Genomic DNA, 16911 nt, shown 5'->3' on the forward strand with positions numbered 1-16911 from the left:
GGGCGGGATGGAGTTCGCGATCGCCCGGCGCGGCCGGCGGCGAGCCATCTCGACAGTCCCGGACAGCGGACTGACCGGCCCGGTCGACATCCCGGAGCCCAAGCAGGACGACCAGCCGAAGGACTGGCGTTCCCGGCTGAAACGCGCGAAGACGTCGGTCTCGGGCACGGTCCGCGGCCTGCCGAAGGTCGTGAAGCTGACCTGGCAGGCGAGCCCGATCCTGACCATCCTGCTGGCGCTGATCACGCTGCTGTCGGGCCTGCTGCCGACGGCCACCGCGTACATCGCGAAGCTGCTGCTCGACTCGGTCGTCGCGGCGATCCAGCACCGCGGCACGACGATGGACATCGTCAACGTCGCGTTGTTCCAGTTCGGCGTGCTCGTCGCGACCGCGGTCAGCAGCGCGGTGACGTCGATCGCGCAGACGTTGCTGCAGGAGCGGATGACCCTGACCATCCGCCACCAGGTGATGGCGCACGCCAGCGAGCTGCACCTGGCCTACTTCGAGGGCTCGGCGTCCTACGACATGCTGCGCCAGGCCGCGCAGGAAGCGCCGACGCGCCCGCTGTCGATGATGAACTCCGCGCTGGGGCTCGTGCGGACGCTGATCACGTTCGGCAGCATGATCGCGCTGCTCGTGGCCGTCAGCCCGCTGCTGGCGCTGGTCGCGCTGCTCGCGCCGATCCCGGCGTTCATCTCGCAGTCGAAGTACGGCTCGCGCGCGTTCTGGCTCACCTTCCTGATGTCGCCGATCAAGCGGCGGATGGACTACCTGTCCTCGCTGGTCACGACGGACACCTACGCCAAGGAGACGAAGCTGTTCGGGCTCGGCCCGTACTTCGTCGACCGGTTCCGCCGGCTCGGCGTCGTCTCCTACGAGCGGCAGCGGAAGCTGACGATCAACCGCAACATCAGCTCGACGTCCTGGGGCCTGCTGAGCACGTTCGTGGGCTCGGCGATCGCGTTGTACATCGCGCTGGAGGCCGTCGGCGGGCGACTCACGCTCGGTGACCTGGCGCTGTACACGGCCGCGGCGACGTCCGTGCAGACGTCGGTGTCCGGGCTGTTCACGGCGTTTTCCGGGATGTACGAGAACAACCTCTACCTCGACACGCTCTACCGCTTCCTGGGCACGAAGCCGGAGATCACGGCGCCCGAGAAGCCGCGGCCCATGCCGTCCACAGTGGAGGGTCACATCGAGTTCGACTCGGTGACCTTCGCCTACCCGGGCGCGGAGGAGCCGGCGCTCGACGGCGTCAGCTTCGAGATCCGCCCGGGCGAAACAGTCGCTGTCGTGGGCCGCAACGGCGCGGGCAAGTCGACGCTGTTCAAGCTGCTCTGCCGGCTCTACGACCCGACCGGCGGCCGGATCCGCCTCGACGGCGTCGACATCCGCGAGTACGACCCGGACGAGCTGCGGACGCGGATCAGCGCGATGTTCCAGGACTACGTGACCTACCAGGGCACGGCGGCGGAGAACATCGGCCTCGGCGACCAGACCCGGCTCGAGGACCGGCCCCACATCGAGGACTCGGCCCGCCGAGCCGGGGCCGACGAGCGCATCGAGCGGCTGCCGAACGGCTACGAAACGCCGTTGGGGCGCTGGTTCGACCAGGGCGTCAGCCTGTCCGGCGGCGAGTGGCAGAAGATCGCGCTGGCCCGGGCGTTCCAGCGGGAGGCGCCGATCCTGATCCTCGACGAGCCGACGTCGGCCCTGGACGCGCAGGCGGAGCACGACCTGTTCGCACGCCTGCGCGAACTGTCCGAGGGCCGCACGACGCTGTACATCTCGCACCGGTTCTCGACCGTGCGCCAGGCGGAGCGGATCCTGTTGCTGGAGCACGGAAAGGTCGCCGAGTACGGCACGCACGAGCAGCTGATGGCGGCGAAGGCGGGCTACGCGGACCTGTTCACGCTCCAGGCGCAGGCGTACCTGGACGAGATTCCGAGCTAGGGCACGAGAAGGACCTTGCCGACGCCTTCGCGGCTCTCGACCCGGGCGTGCGCCTCGACGACGTCATCGAGCGCGTACGTCCGGTCGATCACGGGTGTCAGCGTGCCGTCACCGACGAGGCCCAGCGCCTCGCCGGTGGCGGCACCGGCGTCCTTGCCGTAGGCGTCCGGCCCGCCGAAGCCGATCAGCGTGAGCCCACGTGGGATGAGATCGCGACCGTGATCGCCGGGAACTCACCGCTGAGCAGGCCGTACGCGAGAACCCGCCCACGCGGCACGACCTTCGGCAGGACTTCGGCCGCCCGCGGCCCGCCGATCGACTCGAAGACGACGTCGATCCCGTCGGGGGCCTGGGTTCGCCAGTCCGGATCGTCGTGGTCGAGCACGACGTCGGCGCCCTTCACGGTCTTCCCCGCACCCGCGGTCGCGACGACCCGCGCGCCCGCGTCCTTCGCCAGCCGCGTCAGGTAACCACCAATCGACCCGGACGCGGCTTCGACCAGCACGGTCTCGCCGTCGCCGACGTCCGCCGTGCGAAACAGGACGAGCGCCACCGACGCGGGCACGGCGGCGGCGACCGCGCTTTCCGCGGAGACGTGCGCGGGAACCAGGGTGTACCTGCTCGAGGCGACGACTTCGGCGTAGGCGCCACCGACGTAAGACATGCTGACAACGCGTTTGCCGATCAATTCCGGATCGTCAGCCTCGACGACGACACCAGCGGCCTCGTGTCCGAACACCGCGGGCTCCCCACCGGGCAGCATCCCGGCCCGCAGCTGAGTTTCGTAGAACGGCACCGAGATCGCCTCGACGCGGATCAGCACCTCGCCTTTGCCGCGCGTGGGCTCAGGTCGTTCCTCGACCTTCAGCACTTCAGGACCACCCGTGCCGTGCTGCACCACTGCTCGCATGTTGGTTCTCCCCAGCAACTGGACCATCGGTCAACTTACGGTCGCCTACTATATGGACCGCCAGTCAACTTGTCGAGGAGCATGTATGGAACGCGCCGACGCGGCCCGCAACCGCCGCGCGATCCTGCGCGCGACCGAGGAACTGCTGGCCACCCAAGGCTTGGAGCACGTCTCGATGGACCGCGTCGCACAGGCGGCCGGCGTCGGCAAGGGCACGGTGTTCCACCGCTTCGGCAACCGCGAAGGCCTGATGCGCGCGGTGGTGGAGGAGCGAGTCCGAGCGCTGTCCACGGCCCTTTCCGACGGACCGCCGCCGCTCGGCCCGGGCGCCCCACCGGCGTCGAGGCTGGCGGCGTTCTTCGACGCGGTGGTCGACTTGGCGACGAAGAACGTCACGGTGATGGCGGCGTTCGAGCAGGCGTCGACGGACCGCCTGAACAGCCCGATCTACCTGTCGTGGCACGCACACGTGGCAGGCTTGCTCACCGCGGCGGCCCCGTCGCTGGACGCGGACCTGATCGCACACCTGCTGCTGGGCTCGCTGCACAGCGACCTGATGCTCCACCTGCTGCGCACCGGGGAATCCCACCGCTTGGCGCTGGGGTTGCGATCAATGATCGAGACGCTCCTGCGCTGACCGCCGGACGCACCGCTCGGGGATTTGGTGCCGCTGCGCAACTCGACGTTGCGGAGGTTCAACCAGGCAGGCGCGCGTTCTCGAACCGCAGAGGACGTCTGCGTAGTCTCGCGCTCGGCCTTCTCGACGGCGAGAGCGTGCTCGTTATCGGTCGCCCGCTGCTTGCGGTAGTTGACGGCCAGCAGCACGACCCCGCCGAATCCGGCGACCACGCAGAGGGCGATCTTCAGCAGGTCGAGCACCTGGGTGACGTCGAAGACTGCGGCATTCGGCAAGTGCGGCCAGCCGAGGAACCACAGCAACCCGCAGGCGGTCACGCCCGCGACGACGATCCCGATGAACAGCCACGCGAGAACGGACATCTCAATGCACCCTGAGCTGCGGAAACGTGAGCCGAGACCGTCGCCGTCTCACGCTGATCGCGACCGCGGCAAGCACGGCGAGCGCGATCAGGAGCCAGCGAGCCAGTCGGACACGATCGGTGAGACTAGCCGGTGGCCCGCGGACCCGGGAGCAAATCGGACAGCTCGTTCGTTGTCCCGGTATGGCTGTCGCGTTCCTGCTCTACGTCTTCGCCGAGATCGCCGCGATCTGGGCGGTCGGCTCGGCCGTCGGCGTGCTCGGCACGCTGGGCCTCCTCCTGGCCGGCGCCTTCATCGGCTCCTGGCTGGCCCGCCGCGAAGGCGCCAAGGCGATGCGCGCGTTCATCGAGACATCCCGAGCCGGGCGTTCGGCAGAGAAGGAACTGACCGACGGCATGCTCGTCGGCCTGGGCGGGGTGTTGATCCTGATCCCGGGGTTCGTGAGTGACGTCCTGGGGTTGCTGTTGATGCTGCCGCCGTCACGCGCGGTGGCCCGTCGGCTGTGGCTGAAGCGGATGGAGAAGCGAGCGCTGAAGTTCGCCAACCAACGCCGCGGGCCGGTGATGGTGGTGGACAGCGAGGTGGTGCCGCCTTCGTCGTCGTCCTCGGAGGAGAAGCCGCACCCGGTGATCGAAGGCCGCGTCATCGAAGGCTGACAACCCGTACGACCGACACGCCATGCAAGCATTGCTGGGCGTTGCAAGAGGTCAGCGTTAGGATCGAACGCGTGTTCGCCCTACGTGATCGCGTTCTCGACAGCCGTGACGGCGTCTGGCAACGGCACGTGCTCCCAAATCCGCACCACTTGCCAGCCAGCCTCCTCGAGCGCGCCCGTGACCAGCTTGTCGCGGTCGACGTTACGCCGGAGCTTCGGCGTCCAATACCACTCGTTGCTCGTCGGTTGCCTGCCGTGCTGGGGGCAAACATGCCAGAAACAGCCATCAACGAAGACTGCGACTTTGCGGCTGGTGAAGACGATGTCAGGGCGGACTCGTACGGCATCGAGCACGATCGGCAAGTCCTTGCGATACCGGTAACCGAGCCGATGCAGCGCTTTACGAAGAGTCACCTCGGGCTTCGTGTCGGTTCGCCGATTGGCTTTCATGTTGCGAGATCGGCCCTCGTTCGCGGCAGCAGGGTAGGGCTTCGGCTTCGCCTCGTTCTCAGCTGCCGGGGGCGTTACACGGCGCGGCATGCGCCAGATAGTCTCAGGCGCCACATCGCTACGCCACCCCCGGAAGGACTCCGATGACCCGCGCATCCGACGACAGCTCCTTCGAAGTCGTCGAGCTGTGCGCAGGCGCAGGTGGCCAAGCCCTGGGCCTCGACCGAGCGGGGTTCAAGCACCGCCTGGCCGTCGAGCTCGACGCCAACGCCTTCCAGACCCTGCGGACGAACATCCGGGGGCAAATCGAGATCAACGAGGAAAAGCGCGACATCGTCCTGCAGGGCGACGTCGCCGACCCCGCTGTCTTCAACCCCGAAGAGCACCACGAGGTCGCATTGCTGGCCGGCGGAGTTCCCTGTCCCCCGTTCACGATCGCCGGAAAGCAGCTGGGCGCGAGCGACGAACGTGACCTCTTTGCCTGGGCCGTCGAGCAGGTCGACAAGGTCCGGCCGCGCGCCCTGATGCTCGAAAACGTACGCGGGCTCAGCTTGCCCCGCTTCTCGGGTTACCGGCAGTACGTCCTGGATCGTCTCGCCGAGTTCAAGTACGTCGCCGAGTGGCGGCTGCTCAATGCGTGCGACTACGGAGTCCCCCAGCTGCGCCCTCGGTTCGTCCTCGTTGCCATGCAGGAAGAGGATGCCAAGTACTTCAAATGGCCGGAGCCGGTCGCCAAGCAGCTCACGGTCAGCGCCGCCATCTCCGACCTCATGGGCGCGGACGGCTGGGAAGGGCTCGAACAATGGATAGAAGACGCTGACAAGATCGGTCCCACCATCGTCGGTGGCTCCAAGAAACATGGCGGCGCCGATCTGGGGCCGACCAGAGCTAAGCGCGCCTGGGCTGAGCTCAGCGTCGATGCGATGGGCCTCGCCGACGCCCCGCCGGCATCAGACGCCCGGTTCAGGACCGAGAAAAACCAAGCTCCTGGCCCGAAACTGACGAACGAAATGGTAGCCCGCATCCAGGGCTGGCTTCCCGGATACGAGTGGACGTTCACCGGGCGGAAGACGACTCGCTACCGGCAGATCGGCAATGCCTTCCCTCCCCCGGTCGCCGAAGCCGTGGGAACGGCGATCATGAAGGCTCTCAAACACGAGGGCAATACCGTTTCGCGCGAGACCTCGAGCCACGACCCCGTGTACAAGGTTCTGCAGGAGCTGGGGGGATACGTCCCCGCCGAGGTGATCATCAAGCGGGCCAAGCTTCGCAATGGGGTCGCCGAGCTGGAGGAACGTATTGCTCAGCTGCGCCGTGACTTCCACGTTCCCTACGAGCGGGCATCCGACTCGACCTTGACCTACCGACTAGGTGAATTCAAGGCGTTCATCGGGCAGGAAGACCACGACCGTCACGAGAAGTTCAGCCAGAACCGGGCCAAGATCAGCTAGCGTCCGGCTTCCGGACGTGGGTGAGCAGCGCATTGACGTCCGCAGAGTCCATGCCCGCGACAACGGACGGCTCCTCGAACGGGTCGCCGAGCTGCTGAACAGCAGCGTCGTCGAGAAGCTTGCCCATGAACTCGAGCTTCTCCCCGAGCCTCATCGCCACGATCTCGTCGACGGTTCCGCGCGTCGCCAGAACGGTTATCCGGGTTTCCGTGTCAGGCGCCAAACCTAGCCGGTGAATACGATCCAAGCTCTGCAGGAACCGGCCGGCCTGGAAGTCGCGGTCGACGTAGACAGCGTCGTGGCAGACCTGGTGCAGGCTGATGCCTTCACCCAGAGTCGCTGGGTTAGAAATGAGCACTGCACAATCTGGATCATTGCGGAAGGCCTCAATCTGTTCTTCACGATCGACGGTGCCCCCGTGCACGACAGCCGGCTGGAAGTCGGCGAGAAGAACTTCGAGGGTGCTAATGGAGCGGACGAAGCTGGCCCACACCAGTGTTTTCCGCTTTCGCTCAGCGTTCTCCTTCACGATCGCCAGCACCTCTTGGTACTTCGGCGGCATCTCGTACTCGGAAAGTGATCCGAGCAGCAGGTGCAGCGGATCGTTGGGCGGGACCTCCAGCGGCGGAACCTGAAGTGACAGTGGTTCGTACTTGGAGGCCCCCTCGGCCAGGAGCGCCGGGCTCGTCGCAGCCATGATCAACCTCAGCACAGTCCGGCCGAGCGCATCAAAACCGGACCTGCTCCGCTCAGCTCTGGCAGAGAACCGCCCGACAATGGCGTCGTAGATCTCCCGGTGCAGTGGAGGGAGGTCGACCATGCGCATGCTCAACGACACCGGCGGCAGCCCGAGTTCTTTCTTGGTGGTCCTGGTGTACAGAGGTTTGAGCACACGGCTGGCATGGATCAGATTGCCGCCGTCGATCGCGTTGGTGACCACGCGCCTCCCGCGGCCAGGCCACACGAAAGCCATCAAGCTTTCGAGATCTCGGGGACCGTTCGGGGCGGGCGTACCGGTAAGGATCATCCTGATCATGCTGAGTGGGCCCAAGGCCATGCACGCAGCTCCGTACACGCCGGCGCTCCCGAGCTTCATTCGGTGCGCTTCGTCCAGGATCATCATCGTCGGCGTCTCCTGCAGCCAGCTGGTGATGACCCCTTGCGATCGATCCAGGCGCTCGTAGTTCACCAGCAGCACGTCCGCGGACAACGACGACCTGCCGTCGTAGACCTGGACATCGAGCGTGTCGGCGAAGCACTTCTCTCCCTCTTCCTGCCACGCCTCGTACGCGGATTTCGGGCAGACGACGAGTAGACGCTGTACGCGACGGCGCCGGCGAAAAGCGGAAAACGCCGCCAGAGCCACGCGGGTCTTACCCGCGCCGGGAACGCTGAAGTTCGCACCATGGCCGAGCGAAACGAGCTTTGCTACGTCCCGCCGCTGAAACGGCGTGAGGTCGCCAGACCAGCCGGGCTCGAGCTGGTCAACGACCTCGTCTTCGCGGACGACGAGGTCGTCTTCCTCACCGTCGAGGAGACGTTCCGACCGTTCCGCGTCACTGATCATCTCCATGACCAGGTTGCGGAACGAATCCTCCCAGACGACCGACTCCGGCGCCGGCCACTCGGCCAGCACCTCGACACTTCCGATGAACTCGTCGATCGGGATCAGCGCAACAAGATGCTCTGTCATCTGGCCGTTAGGGAAAGCAGCAAGAAGGCTAGCGAGGTTCTCCCGGAACTGGCCTACGGTCTGCAACTTCGCCTGTGTCCGGGTCAGGTCGAAACCGATGAGCAGGCTAGAAACGGTTTCCTCCACTCAGGACTCCAGTTCGAGGATCTGGCGCAGCCACGCAACCCCTTCGTTCTGCTCCTCGACCGTCCGGGACGTCTCGACAGCGAGGCCACGCAGGCTTCGGCGGAAGCTCAGAAGCGCATCATTGAACGCCTCCTCGTCGAGCGCCCGGGACGCGCGCGACATGACCAGCTCCGTGATGCACTGATCAATCTCCGCCGTTGCGGAATTCAGCCGGTCCGGCGCCGCCTGCTTGCGCTTTCGCAGCTGTATCTGGCGGCCGGCTCGCTCGATCGCCTGGTTCATTGCTTCCTTGAGTTCCGCAGCTTCCTCGACCGGTTCACCCGCATACCCGCTGGTGTGTGTGATCTCAACCGTGCGCGCCTTGAGCACGGTGTTCGTCAGTTCACGGGCGGCTGCCACCTCGTCCGACGCGCCCTTCACCGAGACACCCAAACCTGGAATGGCCACCGTCGCCGACGCCGACTCGGGCTTGAGCTCAGCGGGCAGAACTTTGTCCAGGTAACGCGACTGGAAGTCCGACTCGATGAAACGGACATCGGTCTTCGAGAAGCCGAGCATGATCGCCGCGAGCCGCGACTCCTTGGTCAGCTCTGCACGCTCACCGTTCGCTGACAGATCCTTCCGGTAACGCCTGTGCAGTTCCTTCAGTTTCTCCTGGTGATCTTCGAACGCTACGAGCGGAATGCGGTGCCCGTTCACCTCGCTGCGTTCGATCAACGACTTGATGCTAGCGAAGACCCACTGGTCCTGCTTGCAGGCCGGCACGGTGGTCCGGAAGATCGCGGCGATCTTCGCGATCGGCAGGCCCTGGTTCACCAGCTCGTCGATGGCCAGCAGCCGGTTGATGTAGGAATAGTCGCGGCGGTGCTCTTTCCTGAGCTGAAGGGACAGCTCGACGTCCCGGATGTCCTCCCAGTCACAGGATTCCGGCAGCACAGCAACCCTGATGGGTTGCTGTGGCCCGCCCATCTTCAGCATTGCGGCCCGGCGCGTGTTGCCGTTCACCAGCACGCCGTCTCGCGTGATCAGGCCTGGTTCAGTCTGATCGTACTCGCGAAGGCTTTCCAGCAGCTCAGTGAAGGTCGGATCGGTCCTGCTGGGATCTGCCGGCAGCGCCTGCAGGAGATACCCGAGGTAGTCCTGGCTCTCACTGCTCCAGGGATCCTCGTCAACCAGCTGGTCGAGCTGCGGATCATGACTTCGCTGTGCGCGGATGCGATGGGTCGCCGGGTTGTAGTAGAGGTCGCCGGCGGGCAGCTGGATGACATCCAGGTGGGCTTGGCCGCCCCGCCAGTCGACAGTCTGCGTCTCACGCGGGCCGCCGGTCTCGGTGACTTCTTTGAGGCGACGCTCGATAAGGGACTGGTTCTCGTCAGACCGGGGCGGCCGACCGTAATCCTTGATCATGCTTCTCCTGTACGACCTACGTGCCGCGGCAGCTACAAACCATAACCGGACCCGTGTCACACCCCCTGGTCAGCCCAGAGAAGTGCGCACCACAGCACGAGCGTCCTCCGGCAGGGCGCGGTACTCGGCCCACGCTCGCTCAGCAGGACTGAAGACTCGCTCGTCGGCAGCGATCCAGCCGGCGAGGAGCTCTCGTTCGTCCGGTGACAGCGCGTTAACGCGATCCACCACTGCAGGAAGGTCAGCAACGAGGTTCTTCGCGCCAACCCGGCACCTGTTGCACTCTGTCACCAGCTGCATCTCAGTCTGCTCACCAGACACGATGACATCCCGCCGGGCGATGTCGAGCTGGGCGCCTTCAAAGGTGCCGGCATAGACCTGGCCGGGGGTGATCCCGCACGAGCGGCACATGTTGCCGTCATTGGAGATGATTTCCCGCCTTTGCACTGCTCCGATGGCCGACGCGGAAGCGATCCGCGACGCCATTCCCTTCTCCCACACCGGCTGACCGCTGCTCACGAAGCGCTGCTGTGCAGCCGTGAGGGTCGGGTCTTCCCGGTTCGTGTCGATCCGCCAGCCAAAGCTGCGCAGGTCACGCATGCGGCGATCAATTTGCGAAACACCGGGAAAGACTGAACGCATCTGCTCTTTGGTGAACTCGTTCCCTTCGCCGACCTCGGCCAGCAGCCACAAGGCAACGCGCTTCATCGTCCCCAGGTTGGGGTCTTTCCACGAAGGCAGCATCATCCACCATCACTTTCTGTTCACGTTCCAGTCACACATCGGAGACTCCTGGATCGGAAGACTCCATCGCTCTTCCTTTGTAGCACGGGAGAGCCACCTCTTGGAGTGTTTACAATTTTTGTAAACACTCCAAGGCTCATCTTCGATTCAAGATCATTTCGACATCGAGGCGCGGTAGCTAGTACTCCAGCAGTGACTGCTTTGACCTCAGCAAACAGGTCCAGGCAGTCACGCCCTCGCCGGGAAACGGTTCAGCTCTCGTCAGCGACGCCGACTCCAGCCCTCTCGCGAACTTCGTGACATCAGAGGCGCTTCGCGCCCTGAAGCGCGCGAAGTAGGCTACGGTACAACCCGTACGGGTTGTCACCCATCTGAGCAGGGCCCGCAACATCCTGCAGGTAGGAGAGGTCGAAGCTGGACTGTCTACACACTGAAACACGCTGATCCGCAACAGGCTGATCCGCCAACGCCGACTCGCCAAGCGGACACATTCCCAAGACGCCCCGCCTGCAACAGGAGCCGGGGCCACCACCTCTGTTAAGCGCGCCCAAATTCGAGAGGAAGCAGATGAGGTTAGGTGACACTGGGGGAAACTACCCATTGAATTCAACTCCCGAGCAGCGCGAGCTCGCGGATCTCATCGTGCAACTGTGCGGTTGCATGAAGCAGCAGACGCAGGCTGCCCGAGCGGGGCAGCTGTGGGTTTCCCCTGCATTGCTGTCACGCTTCGCGAATGCACACAGGGTTCCCGACGTTGAAACCTTGAGGAAGCTGCACTCGCTCGCACGGGAGGGCGGTCACACTCAGGCCCCCTGCACCTTGCCCGAGCTTCTCAAGCTGCGCGAACTCGTCAAGTATCAGCTGAGCATGGCCAAGTTTCAGCGACCGTGCCAGACGGCTTGATGCAGCCTGCATCAAGCCGTGGAGATCAACACGAAAGGGACCGGCGCAACAGAGATTGCCTCAGGGATTGCCTCCAAGTCGACCGGCGCAACGGGATTGCCATCACTCGCCGACAACGAAGAGAAAGAAGCGAAACCCTCTATCAACGCTATCGAACTGCAGGTCATACTACTTACATCATCGCTACCGGCATCGCGCCCGTAACGGCATCGTCGCCACATCAAGCCGGGGCACGCAGACGGTCGGGCATTACAAGCCCGGGCCACGATCCCAGAACAGGCTTGTGACGGGCGGCACGTTTTGCATGAAGTGACGGTTGCATGCGGTGACAACGCATGAAGCGACAGCAAGGGGACAGCATGTGAGAACTTCTCATCGAACACGCAACGTGACCACTCGGCCGCGTGCACGCCCCCGCGCCAGATGTCTCGTCGAGACATCTGGGTCAATCAACGTAGTCGGGGAAAGCCAGCCGGTCTGCCTGGAAGCGATCACCGGCGGGCCTTCCCCTTCAGAACCCCTCACCTGGGCAAACAAGTTAGGAGCTCCATGAGCAAGTCTAAGCGCTCGGCCGGCAGTTCGCGTCCCCGTGCGACCGCCGGCTCGCGCCCCGGTGAGCCGGCGCGAGCCGGCGGAGAGCCCAGCTGGCCGTCCACCTTCGCGCGCGGCGCGATCTACGCGCTGGGCAAGGCCGTCGTTGAGTGGGTGATCGACATCGTGACGTCCAACGACAGCTAGTCACGAACGGCGGTGCGTAGGGGCTCGTCGGCGCGTTGACGAGCCCCTACGCACCGCCAGGCTTCGGGATGTCGAAGTAGCTTGAGAAGCGGACCGCCGGGGCGTACTCGCCCTTGACCTTCACCCTGCCCGTCACGAACATCGCCGCCACCGCTGCGTTGCCCGTGGCCATGCGGATGAAGTCGTCCACTGAGAGGGTGATTGTGGTGTCCGGGCTGCGGGACAGGTCTGTGCTGGAAACGCACACTCCGTCCTCGATCACCGTCTGGAAGCGGTCGTAGCCGTCTTCGCCTTGGCCGTCGGAAAAGCGCCAAGAAACTACGAAGTCCACGTGACGAGCGCGGGAGGGGAGAAAGTGTTCCGACATTCTGCGGAATATCTCGTCCAGGAAGACCGAGCGGAGTTCCGGGTGGTCGGCGATGGCCTTCAGCTGGTCGCGGGATGCTCGGCGGACCACGTCGACCAGGACGTCTGTCGACAGTGAACTCAGCTCGATGCCGGCGCCCGCGTTTCCCAGCATGTGCAGGGTTTCCAGGACCTGGACGAACTGGCCGGCCGTCAGGTTGCCGATGACCAGCTTCTCGGCGAAGCCGTTGATCGCGTGGCTCGCCCGGATGCGGACCGGGCGGCGGGAAGCGCGCAGGCGGGATCGCCAGGGGCGGTCTTCCGCATTTCGGGGCACGGCCGAAAGTGTATCCGGTCAGGCGGGTTTCGGAAGATCGAAGAATCCGATCAGGCCGGCGGCAAAGGCGAGGTCACCTTTGACTTTGATTTTTCCCGTGACGAACAACACTGCGGGTGTCGCCTGGTGGGTGATGAGCCGGAAGAAGTCCACCGGGGCGATCGTGATCGTGACGCGGGGGCGTTCGCGCATCTCGCGGCTGACCGTGCACGAGCCGTGGGAGATGACCGTCTCGTAGCGGTCGTAGCCGCCGTCGCCGGTTCCGCCGGCCATGCGCCAGTGGACGACCGCGTGCAGGTCGCGGGCGCGGTCGGGGCGGATGTGGGCGCCCATCCGGGCGAAGATCTCGTCCAGTACGCGCTCGCGCAGCGGCCGCTCGGCGACGACGCTTTCGAGCTGGGCGCGCGAAGCGGCGGCGACCAGCGATGCGAAGCGCGCCGGGTCGACCTTGCTCAGGTCGAACGCGGGGGCGCGCTCGGCCAGGCGCAACAGGGCGTTCAGGAGCCGACGGAAGTCGTCCTTGCCGAGATCGCGGGGGTTGACCGCGTCGGCGAGGGTGTTGATGTCGAGGGCGTGCGCCTCGGGGCCGAGCGGGTCGAGCCGTTCCAGGGTGTCGAGCAACGCCGCCCCGCGGAGGCCGACGATCTGATCGGCGCTGGTCATCCCGGCATTGTCGGCCATGGTCACTCCCTCTCCAGTTACCCGAGCGTAAGGCTACCCGCCAGTAGGTAGGCGGGCAAGCGTGCCGAAATCACCCCACCGGGTCAACGCCCGGTACCGTCTCCGGTCAGTAACAGGGAGGTCCAGCGTGTCAGAGGATGATCAGCGTCCGCCCGAACGGGCTCGGCGGCTGCCCCGTGCGGTGCGCGAGCGCCAGATCCTGGACGCCGCCGTCCAGGTCTTCTCGCGCCATGGGTACCACGCGGCGTCGATGGACGAGATCTCCGACGTCGCCGGCGTCTCGAAGCCGATGATCTACACCTACCTCGGCTCGAAGGAGGACCTGTTCGGCGCGTGCATCCGCCGCGAGGCGACGCGGCTGCTGGAGGCCATCCAGGCCGGCGTGAAGCCCGACCTGCCGCCGGACATGCAGCTGTGGCACGGCCTGCGGTCGTTCTACCGGTTCGTCGCGGAGTACCGCGAGTCGTGGACGGTGCTGCACCGCCAGGCCCTGACGGTCGGCGGCGCGTTCGCCGCGGAGGTCACCGACATGCGGGCCCGCGCGATCCAGCTGGTCGCGGCGCTCGTCGTGTCCGCCGGCACCCGCAAGGGCGTCGGCGAGCAGGCCGAGTTCTCCGGCGAAGGCCTGTCCGCGGCCTTGGTCGGGGCGGCCGAGTCGCTGGCCGACTGGGCCCTCGACCACCCCGACATCTCGGACGGCGTCCTGGCGTCCTGGCTGATGAACCTCGTCTGGCTGGGCTTCAACGACCTCATCGAGGGCGAGGTCTGGAAGCCGTCGGAGTGACGGCCGCAGCGTTCGTTGTCTCGATCTGCGCGCTGGCGTTCACGGTCATCTCGTTCTGGTGGTTGAACGCACGGACAGGACGGCTGAGGTCTTTCGCACCTCAGACATTCTCCGGATCCAACACGCCTGACCGGGCGATCATCTTGCTCCCACTCGTCTTGCAGAATACCGGAGCCCAATCGATCGTGGTCCAAGATCTGCGACTGGCCGTCTTGGGCGAGCCGAAGCTCGAGCCACTTCGGTGGGAACGAACGCGCAGGCAGCTAAGGCCGAGGAGCGACGAAGAGCCGGACTTTGCGTCGGTCTTCAGCGTCCCGGGCCACCAGGCACACCAACTCTTCGCAGAGTTCGATGCGCGGCATGAACTGGGCAGGATCGACCGCTCGGTCCGGCTGGAGGCAAAGACCGGACACCGACGGAGGTGGGTGGAGCTGGCGACCTTCACCCTCCACCTGTCAGCGATCGTTCATCCAAGCCAGTTCATCACCTACACAAACACACCGCCCTCAGAGTGAGGTGATCGTGCCGTCCAGGTGGGGCTTCGACTTGCTCCACAGCTCGAACGCCCAGCCTTCCGGCGTGGCCCACGACGTGAAGCCCGCCTTGGCCGGCAGCAGCACTGGCTGCTTGAAGCGGACGTCGATCGTGAACGCCTCCGGCAGACGCCCCTCGAACGCCGCGAGCGCGTGGGCCTTCGTCCACATGCCGTGGGCGATCGCCTTCGGGAAGCCGAACAGGCGCGCCGTCAGCGGGTGCAGGTGGATCGGGTTGCGGTCGCCCGAGACCTCCGCGTAGCGCCTGCCGATGTCGCCCGGGACTCGCCAGATCGCGTCCGGGGTCGGGGGCGCCAGCTGCTCGCGGCGAGAGGTAGTGCCAGTAGAGCCGCTGCGGCGCAGGTACGTGCTGACGTCCGTCCACACCGTCTCGTCGCCGACCTGGGCCTCGCTGATGACGTCGAACTGACGCCCCTTCTCGTGCGGGCGCAGGTTCTCCGCGCGGACGCGCACCGTCAGCGGCTCGCCCAGCCGCAGCGCGCGGTGCTGGGTGATGCGGTTCGCGACGTGGACCATGCCCAGCAGCGGGAACGGGAAGCCTTGCTCGGTCATCAGCGCCATCTGCAGCGGGAACGCCAGCATGTGCGGGTACGTCGCGGGCAGCTCGTCGCTCAGCCGGAAGCCGCACACCGTGTTGTACGCCGCGAGGTGTGCCGGGTCGACGACGACGCCGGTGCGCACCAGCTCCGTGTCCGGCAGCGACGAGCCGGCCGGCTTGCGCAGGACGCCGCCGAGCAGCGCCTTCGGGTACAGCGTCGCCAGGCTCGGCGTGCTGTCGAGTTCGCGGATCGCCACGTCAGGCCCCCAGCAGGGCCTGGCCGCAGACGCGGACCACGTTGCCGTTCACCGCGGCCGACGCCGGGTTCGCGTACCAGGCGATCGTCTCGGCGACGTCCACCGGCAGGCCGCCCTGGCCGAGGCTGGACAGCCGGCGGCCGGCCTCGCGGATGAACAGCGGGACCGCCGCCGTCATCTTCGTCTCGATGAAGCCCGGCGCCACGGCGTTGATCGTGCCGCCGTACTCCGCGAGCTGCGGCGCGCCGACGTTCACCATGCCGATGACACCCGCCTTCGACGTCGCGTAGTTCGTCTGGCCGACGTTGCCGGCGATGCCCGCGATCGACGAGACGCCGATGACGCGGCCGTTCTCGTTCAGGATCTTGTCGGCGAGCAGCTTGTCGTTCACCGCGAGCTGCGACGCGAGGTTGACGGCGATCACCGAGTCCCACGCGCTCTCGCTCATGTTGCCCAGCGTCTTGTCGCGCGTGATGCCCGCGTTGTGCACAACGACGTCGACGCCGCCGTGACGCTCCTTCAGGTACTCCGCGAGCTTCGCGGGCGCGCTCGGCGACGTGATGTCGAGCTGCAGCGCCGAGCCGCCGATCTTGTTGGCGACCTTCGACAGGTCGCTGCCCTGGGCGGGGATGTCGAGGGCGACGACGTGCGCGCCGTCGCGGGCCAGTACGTCGGCGATCGCCGCGCCGATACCGCGGGACGCGCCGGTGACCAGCGCGACCTTGCCGGTGAGGGGCTTCTCCCAGCTGGCCGGCGCGGTCGCCGTCTTGCCTTCGGCGCCGATCCGGATGACCTGGGCGTCGACGAAGGCCGACTTCGCGGACAGCAGGAAGCGCAGCGTCGACTCCGTCGCGTCTTCAGCGCCTTCGGCGACGTACACGAGCTGAGCCGTCGCGCCGCGCTTCAGCTCCTTACCGACGGAGCGCACGAAGCCCTCGAGAGCGCGCTGCGCGATGCGCTCGCGGCCCTCGACCTGCTCCGGCGGGGTGCCCAGGATGACGACGCGGCCGGACGGGCCGACGCTGCGGATCACCGGGTGGAAGAAGTCGTAGACCTCGCGCAGGCGGCCGGGCTCGGTGACGCCGGTGGCGTCGAAGACGAGCGCCGCATGCCTGTCACCCGAAGTGGTGACGACGGTGATGCCCGCGTCCGCGAGCTGGTCACGGACCTTCTTCTCCAGGCGTCCGCCGGGCGCGGCGCCGAGAAGTGCGGGACCCTCGAGGGCGGGTTGCCCGGGCTGGTACCGGCGCAGGGTGGCGGGGCTGGGCAGGCCGAGCTTCGGCACCACGAACTTCCCCAACGGGGTTTTCGTGAACTGCTGGTACCTGTCAGCCATCGGTTGCCTCCCGTGCAGTCTGCGTCACGTCGCAGTCTAACCTACTTGC

The 16911-nt window shown here is 66.1% G+C and carries 18 protein-coding genes; 8 read left to right on the forward strand and 10 right to left on the reverse strand.

The features are described 5' to 3' along the window. The first annotated feature begins 7 nt into the window (after positions 1-7). Positions 8-1954: an ABC transporter ATP-binding protein gene (locus tag OG439_RS37615; RefSeq protein WP_326945311.1), complete on the forward strand. Its 1947-nt coding sequence runs from the start codon at positions 8-10 to the stop codon at positions 1952-1954. On the opposite strand, the gene OG439_RS37620 is transcribed toward OG439_RS37615, so the two are convergent. Together OG439_RS37620 and OG439_RS37625 are read right to left on the reverse strand one after the other, a co-directional pair. Next, the gene (locus OG439_RS37620; RefSeq protein ID WP_326945312.1) at positions 1951-2046 is read right to left on the reverse strand and encodes a zinc-binding dehydrogenase; all 96 of its coding nucleotides are present in this window, start codon (positions 2044-2046) and stop codon (positions 1951-1953) included. The genes OG439_RS37615 and OG439_RS37620 overlap by 4 nt on opposite strands. Before the next feature lie 92 nt (positions 2047-2138). Then, positions 2139-2864 carry a quinone oxidoreductase family protein gene (locus tag OG439_RS37625; RefSeq protein ID WP_326945313.1) on the reverse strand — a complete coding sequence of 242 codons (726 nt, stop codon included), beginning with the start codon at positions 2862-2864 and terminating at the stop codon, positions 2139-2141. Positions 2865-2949: 85 nt separating this feature from the next. Here OG439_RS37625 and OG439_RS37630 point away from each other — a divergent pair, with 85 nt between their 5' ends. The 3 genes from OG439_RS37630 to OG439_RS37640 all read left to right on the forward strand — a co-directional run bounded on the left by OG439_RS37630 (position 2950) and on the right by OG439_RS37640 (position 4519). Beyond that, positions 2950-3501: a TetR/AcrR family transcriptional regulator gene (locus OG439_RS37630; RefSeq protein ID WP_326945314.1), complete on the forward strand. Its 552-nt coding sequence runs from the start codon at positions 2950-2952 to the stop codon at positions 3499-3501. Positions 3502-3638: 137 nt separating this feature from the next. Then, the gene (locus tag OG439_RS37635) at positions 3639-3878 is read left to right on the forward strand and encodes a hypothetical protein (RefSeq protein ID WP_326945315.1); all 240 of its coding nucleotides are present in this window, start codon (positions 3639-3641) and stop codon (positions 3876-3878) included. Between the two features lie 167 nt (positions 3879-4045). Then, positions 4046-4519, forward strand: coding sequence for an FxsA family protein (locus OG439_RS37640; RefSeq protein ID WP_326945316.1), 474 nt, complete (start codon positions 4046-4048; stop codon positions 4517-4519). Positions 4520-4599: 80 nt separating this feature from the next. Here OG439_RS37640 and OG439_RS37645 read toward each other — a convergent pair whose 3' ends face one another. Then, on the reverse strand, positions 4600-5058 hold the full coding sequence (locus tag OG439_RS37645) for a very short patch repair endonuclease (protein ID WP_326945317.1): 459 nt from the start codon (positions 5056-5058) through the stop codon (positions 4600-4602). A gap of 53 nt (positions 5059-5111) precedes the next feature. On the opposite strand from OG439_RS37645, the gene OG439_RS37650 reads away from it, so the two are divergent. Then, the gene (locus OG439_RS37650) at positions 5112-6419 is read left to right on the forward strand and encodes a DNA cytosine methyltransferase (RefSeq protein WP_326945318.1); all 1308 of its coding nucleotides are present in this window, start codon (positions 5112-5114) and stop codon (positions 6417-6419) included. On the opposite strand, the gene OG439_RS37655 is transcribed toward OG439_RS37650, so the two are convergent. The 3 genes from OG439_RS37655 to OG439_RS37665 all read right to left on the reverse strand — a co-directional run bounded on the left by OG439_RS37655 (position 6412) and on the right by OG439_RS37665 (position 10392). Next, positions 6412-8238: a DEAD/DEAH box helicase gene (locus OG439_RS37655; protein ID WP_326945319.1), complete on the reverse strand. Its 1827-nt coding sequence runs from the start codon at positions 8236-8238 to the stop codon at positions 6412-6414. The two genes, OG439_RS37650 and OG439_RS37655, sit on opposite strands and share 8 nt — an antisense overlap. Then, on the reverse strand, positions 8239-9645 hold the full coding sequence (locus tag OG439_RS37660) for a transcriptional regulator (protein WP_326945320.1): 1407 nt from the start codon (positions 9643-9645) through the stop codon (positions 8239-8241). A gap of 69 nt (positions 9646-9714) precedes the next feature. Next, positions 9715-10392, reverse strand: a complete 678-nt coding sequence (locus OG439_RS37665; protein WP_326945321.1) for a hypothetical protein — start codon at positions 10390-10392, stop codon at positions 9715-9717. A 918-nt stretch (positions 10393-11310) separates the two neighbouring features. On the opposite strand from OG439_RS37665, the gene OG439_RS37670 reads away from it, so the two are divergent. Further along, complete coding sequence (locus tag OG439_RS37670; RefSeq protein ID WP_326945322.1) at positions 11311-11496, forward strand: hypothetical protein; 186 nt, start codon at positions 11311-11313, stop codon at positions 11494-11496. A 345-nt stretch (positions 11497-11841) separates the two neighbouring features. Then, entirely contained in the window at positions 11842-12030 is a 189-nt protein-coding gene (locus OG439_RS37675) for a hypothetical protein (protein ID WP_326945323.1), read from the forward strand. Between the two features lie 46 nt (positions 12031-12076). On the opposite strand, the gene OG439_RS37680 is transcribed toward OG439_RS37675, so the two are convergent. Together OG439_RS37680 and OG439_RS37685 are read right to left on the reverse strand one after the other, a co-directional pair. Next, a complete protein-coding gene (locus OG439_RS37680) occupies positions 12077-12628 on the reverse strand; it encodes an SCP2 sterol-binding domain-containing protein (protein WP_326951716.1) in 552 nt (183 codons plus the stop codon). 102 nt (positions 12629-12730) lie between these two features. After that, positions 12731-13393: an SCP2 sterol-binding domain-containing protein gene (locus OG439_RS37685; RefSeq protein WP_326945324.1), complete on the reverse strand. Its 663-nt coding sequence runs from the start codon at positions 13391-13393 to the stop codon at positions 12731-12733. 127 nt (positions 13394-13520) lie between these two features. On the opposite strand from OG439_RS37685, the gene OG439_RS37690 reads away from it, so the two are divergent. After that, positions 13521-14177, forward strand: coding sequence for a TetR/AcrR family transcriptional regulator (locus OG439_RS37690; RefSeq protein WP_247059480.1), 657 nt, complete (start codon positions 13521-13523; stop codon positions 14175-14177). Between the two features lie 506 nt (positions 14178-14683). On the opposite strand, the gene OG439_RS37695 is transcribed toward OG439_RS37690, so the two are convergent. Next, positions 14684-15526 carry a MaoC/PaaZ C-terminal domain-containing protein gene (locus OG439_RS37695; protein ID WP_326945325.1) on the reverse strand — a complete coding sequence of 281 codons (843 nt, stop codon included), beginning with the start codon at positions 15524-15526 and terminating at the stop codon, positions 14684-14686. Between the two features lies 1 nt (position 15527). Then, on the reverse strand, positions 15528-16862 hold the full coding sequence (locus OG439_RS37700) for a 3-oxoacyl-ACP reductase (protein WP_326945326.1): 1335 nt from the start codon (positions 16860-16862) through the stop codon (positions 15528-15530). Between the last annotated feature and the right edge of the window lie 49 nt (positions 16863-16911).

Origin of the sequence: Amycolatopsis sp. NBC_01307, assembly GCF_035975215.1 — a bacterium.
In the GTDB taxonomy this organism is placed as follows: domain Bacteria; phylum Actinomycetota; class Actinomycetes; order Mycobacteriales; family Pseudonocardiaceae; genus Amycolatopsis.

Bases quoted from the DNA above. Each gene is read 5' to 3' on its own strand.
- OG439_RS37615 (WP_326945311.1), top strand. From the start codon at position 8: ATGGAGTTCGCGATCGCCCGGCGCGGCCGGCGGCGAGCCATCTCGACA.
- OG439_RS37625 (WP_326945313.1), bottom strand. From the start codon at position 2,864: ATGCGAGCAGTGGTGCAGCACGGCACGGGTGGTCCTGAAGTGCTGAAG.
- OG439_RS37630 (WP_326945314.1), top strand. From the start codon at position 2,950: ATGGAACGCGCCGACGCGGCCCGCAACCGCCGCGCGATCCTGCGCGCG.
- OG439_RS37640 (WP_326945316.1), top strand. From the start codon at position 4,046: ATGGCTGTCGCGTTCCTGCTCTACGTCTTCGCCGAGATCGCCGCGATC.
- OG439_RS37645 (WP_326945317.1), bottom strand. From the start codon at position 5,058: ATGCCGCGCCGTGTAACGCCCCCGGCAGCTGAGAACGAGGCGAAGCCG.
- OG439_RS37650 (WP_326945318.1), top strand. From the start codon at position 5,112: ATGACCCGCGCATCCGACGACAGCTCCTTCGAAGTCGTCGAGCTGTGC.
- OG439_RS37660 (WP_326945320.1), bottom strand. From the start codon at position 9,645: ATGATCAAGGATTACGGTCGGCCGCCCCGGTCTGACGAGAACCAGTCC.
- OG439_RS37665 (WP_326945321.1), bottom strand. From the start codon at position 10,392: ATGATGCTGCCTTCGTGGAAAGACCCCAACCTGGGGACGATGAAGCGC.
- OG439_RS37675 (WP_326945323.1), top strand. From the start codon at position 11,842: ATGAGCAAGTCTAAGCGCTCGGCCGGCAGTTCGCGTCCCCGTGCGACC.
- OG439_RS37685 (WP_326945324.1), bottom strand. From the start codon at position 13,393: ATGGCCGACAATGCCGGGATGACCAGCGCCGATCAGATCGTCGGCCTC.
- OG439_RS37700 (WP_326945326.1), bottom strand. From the start codon at position 16,862: ATGGCTGACAGGTACCAGCAGTTCACGAAAACCCCGTTGGGGAAGTTC.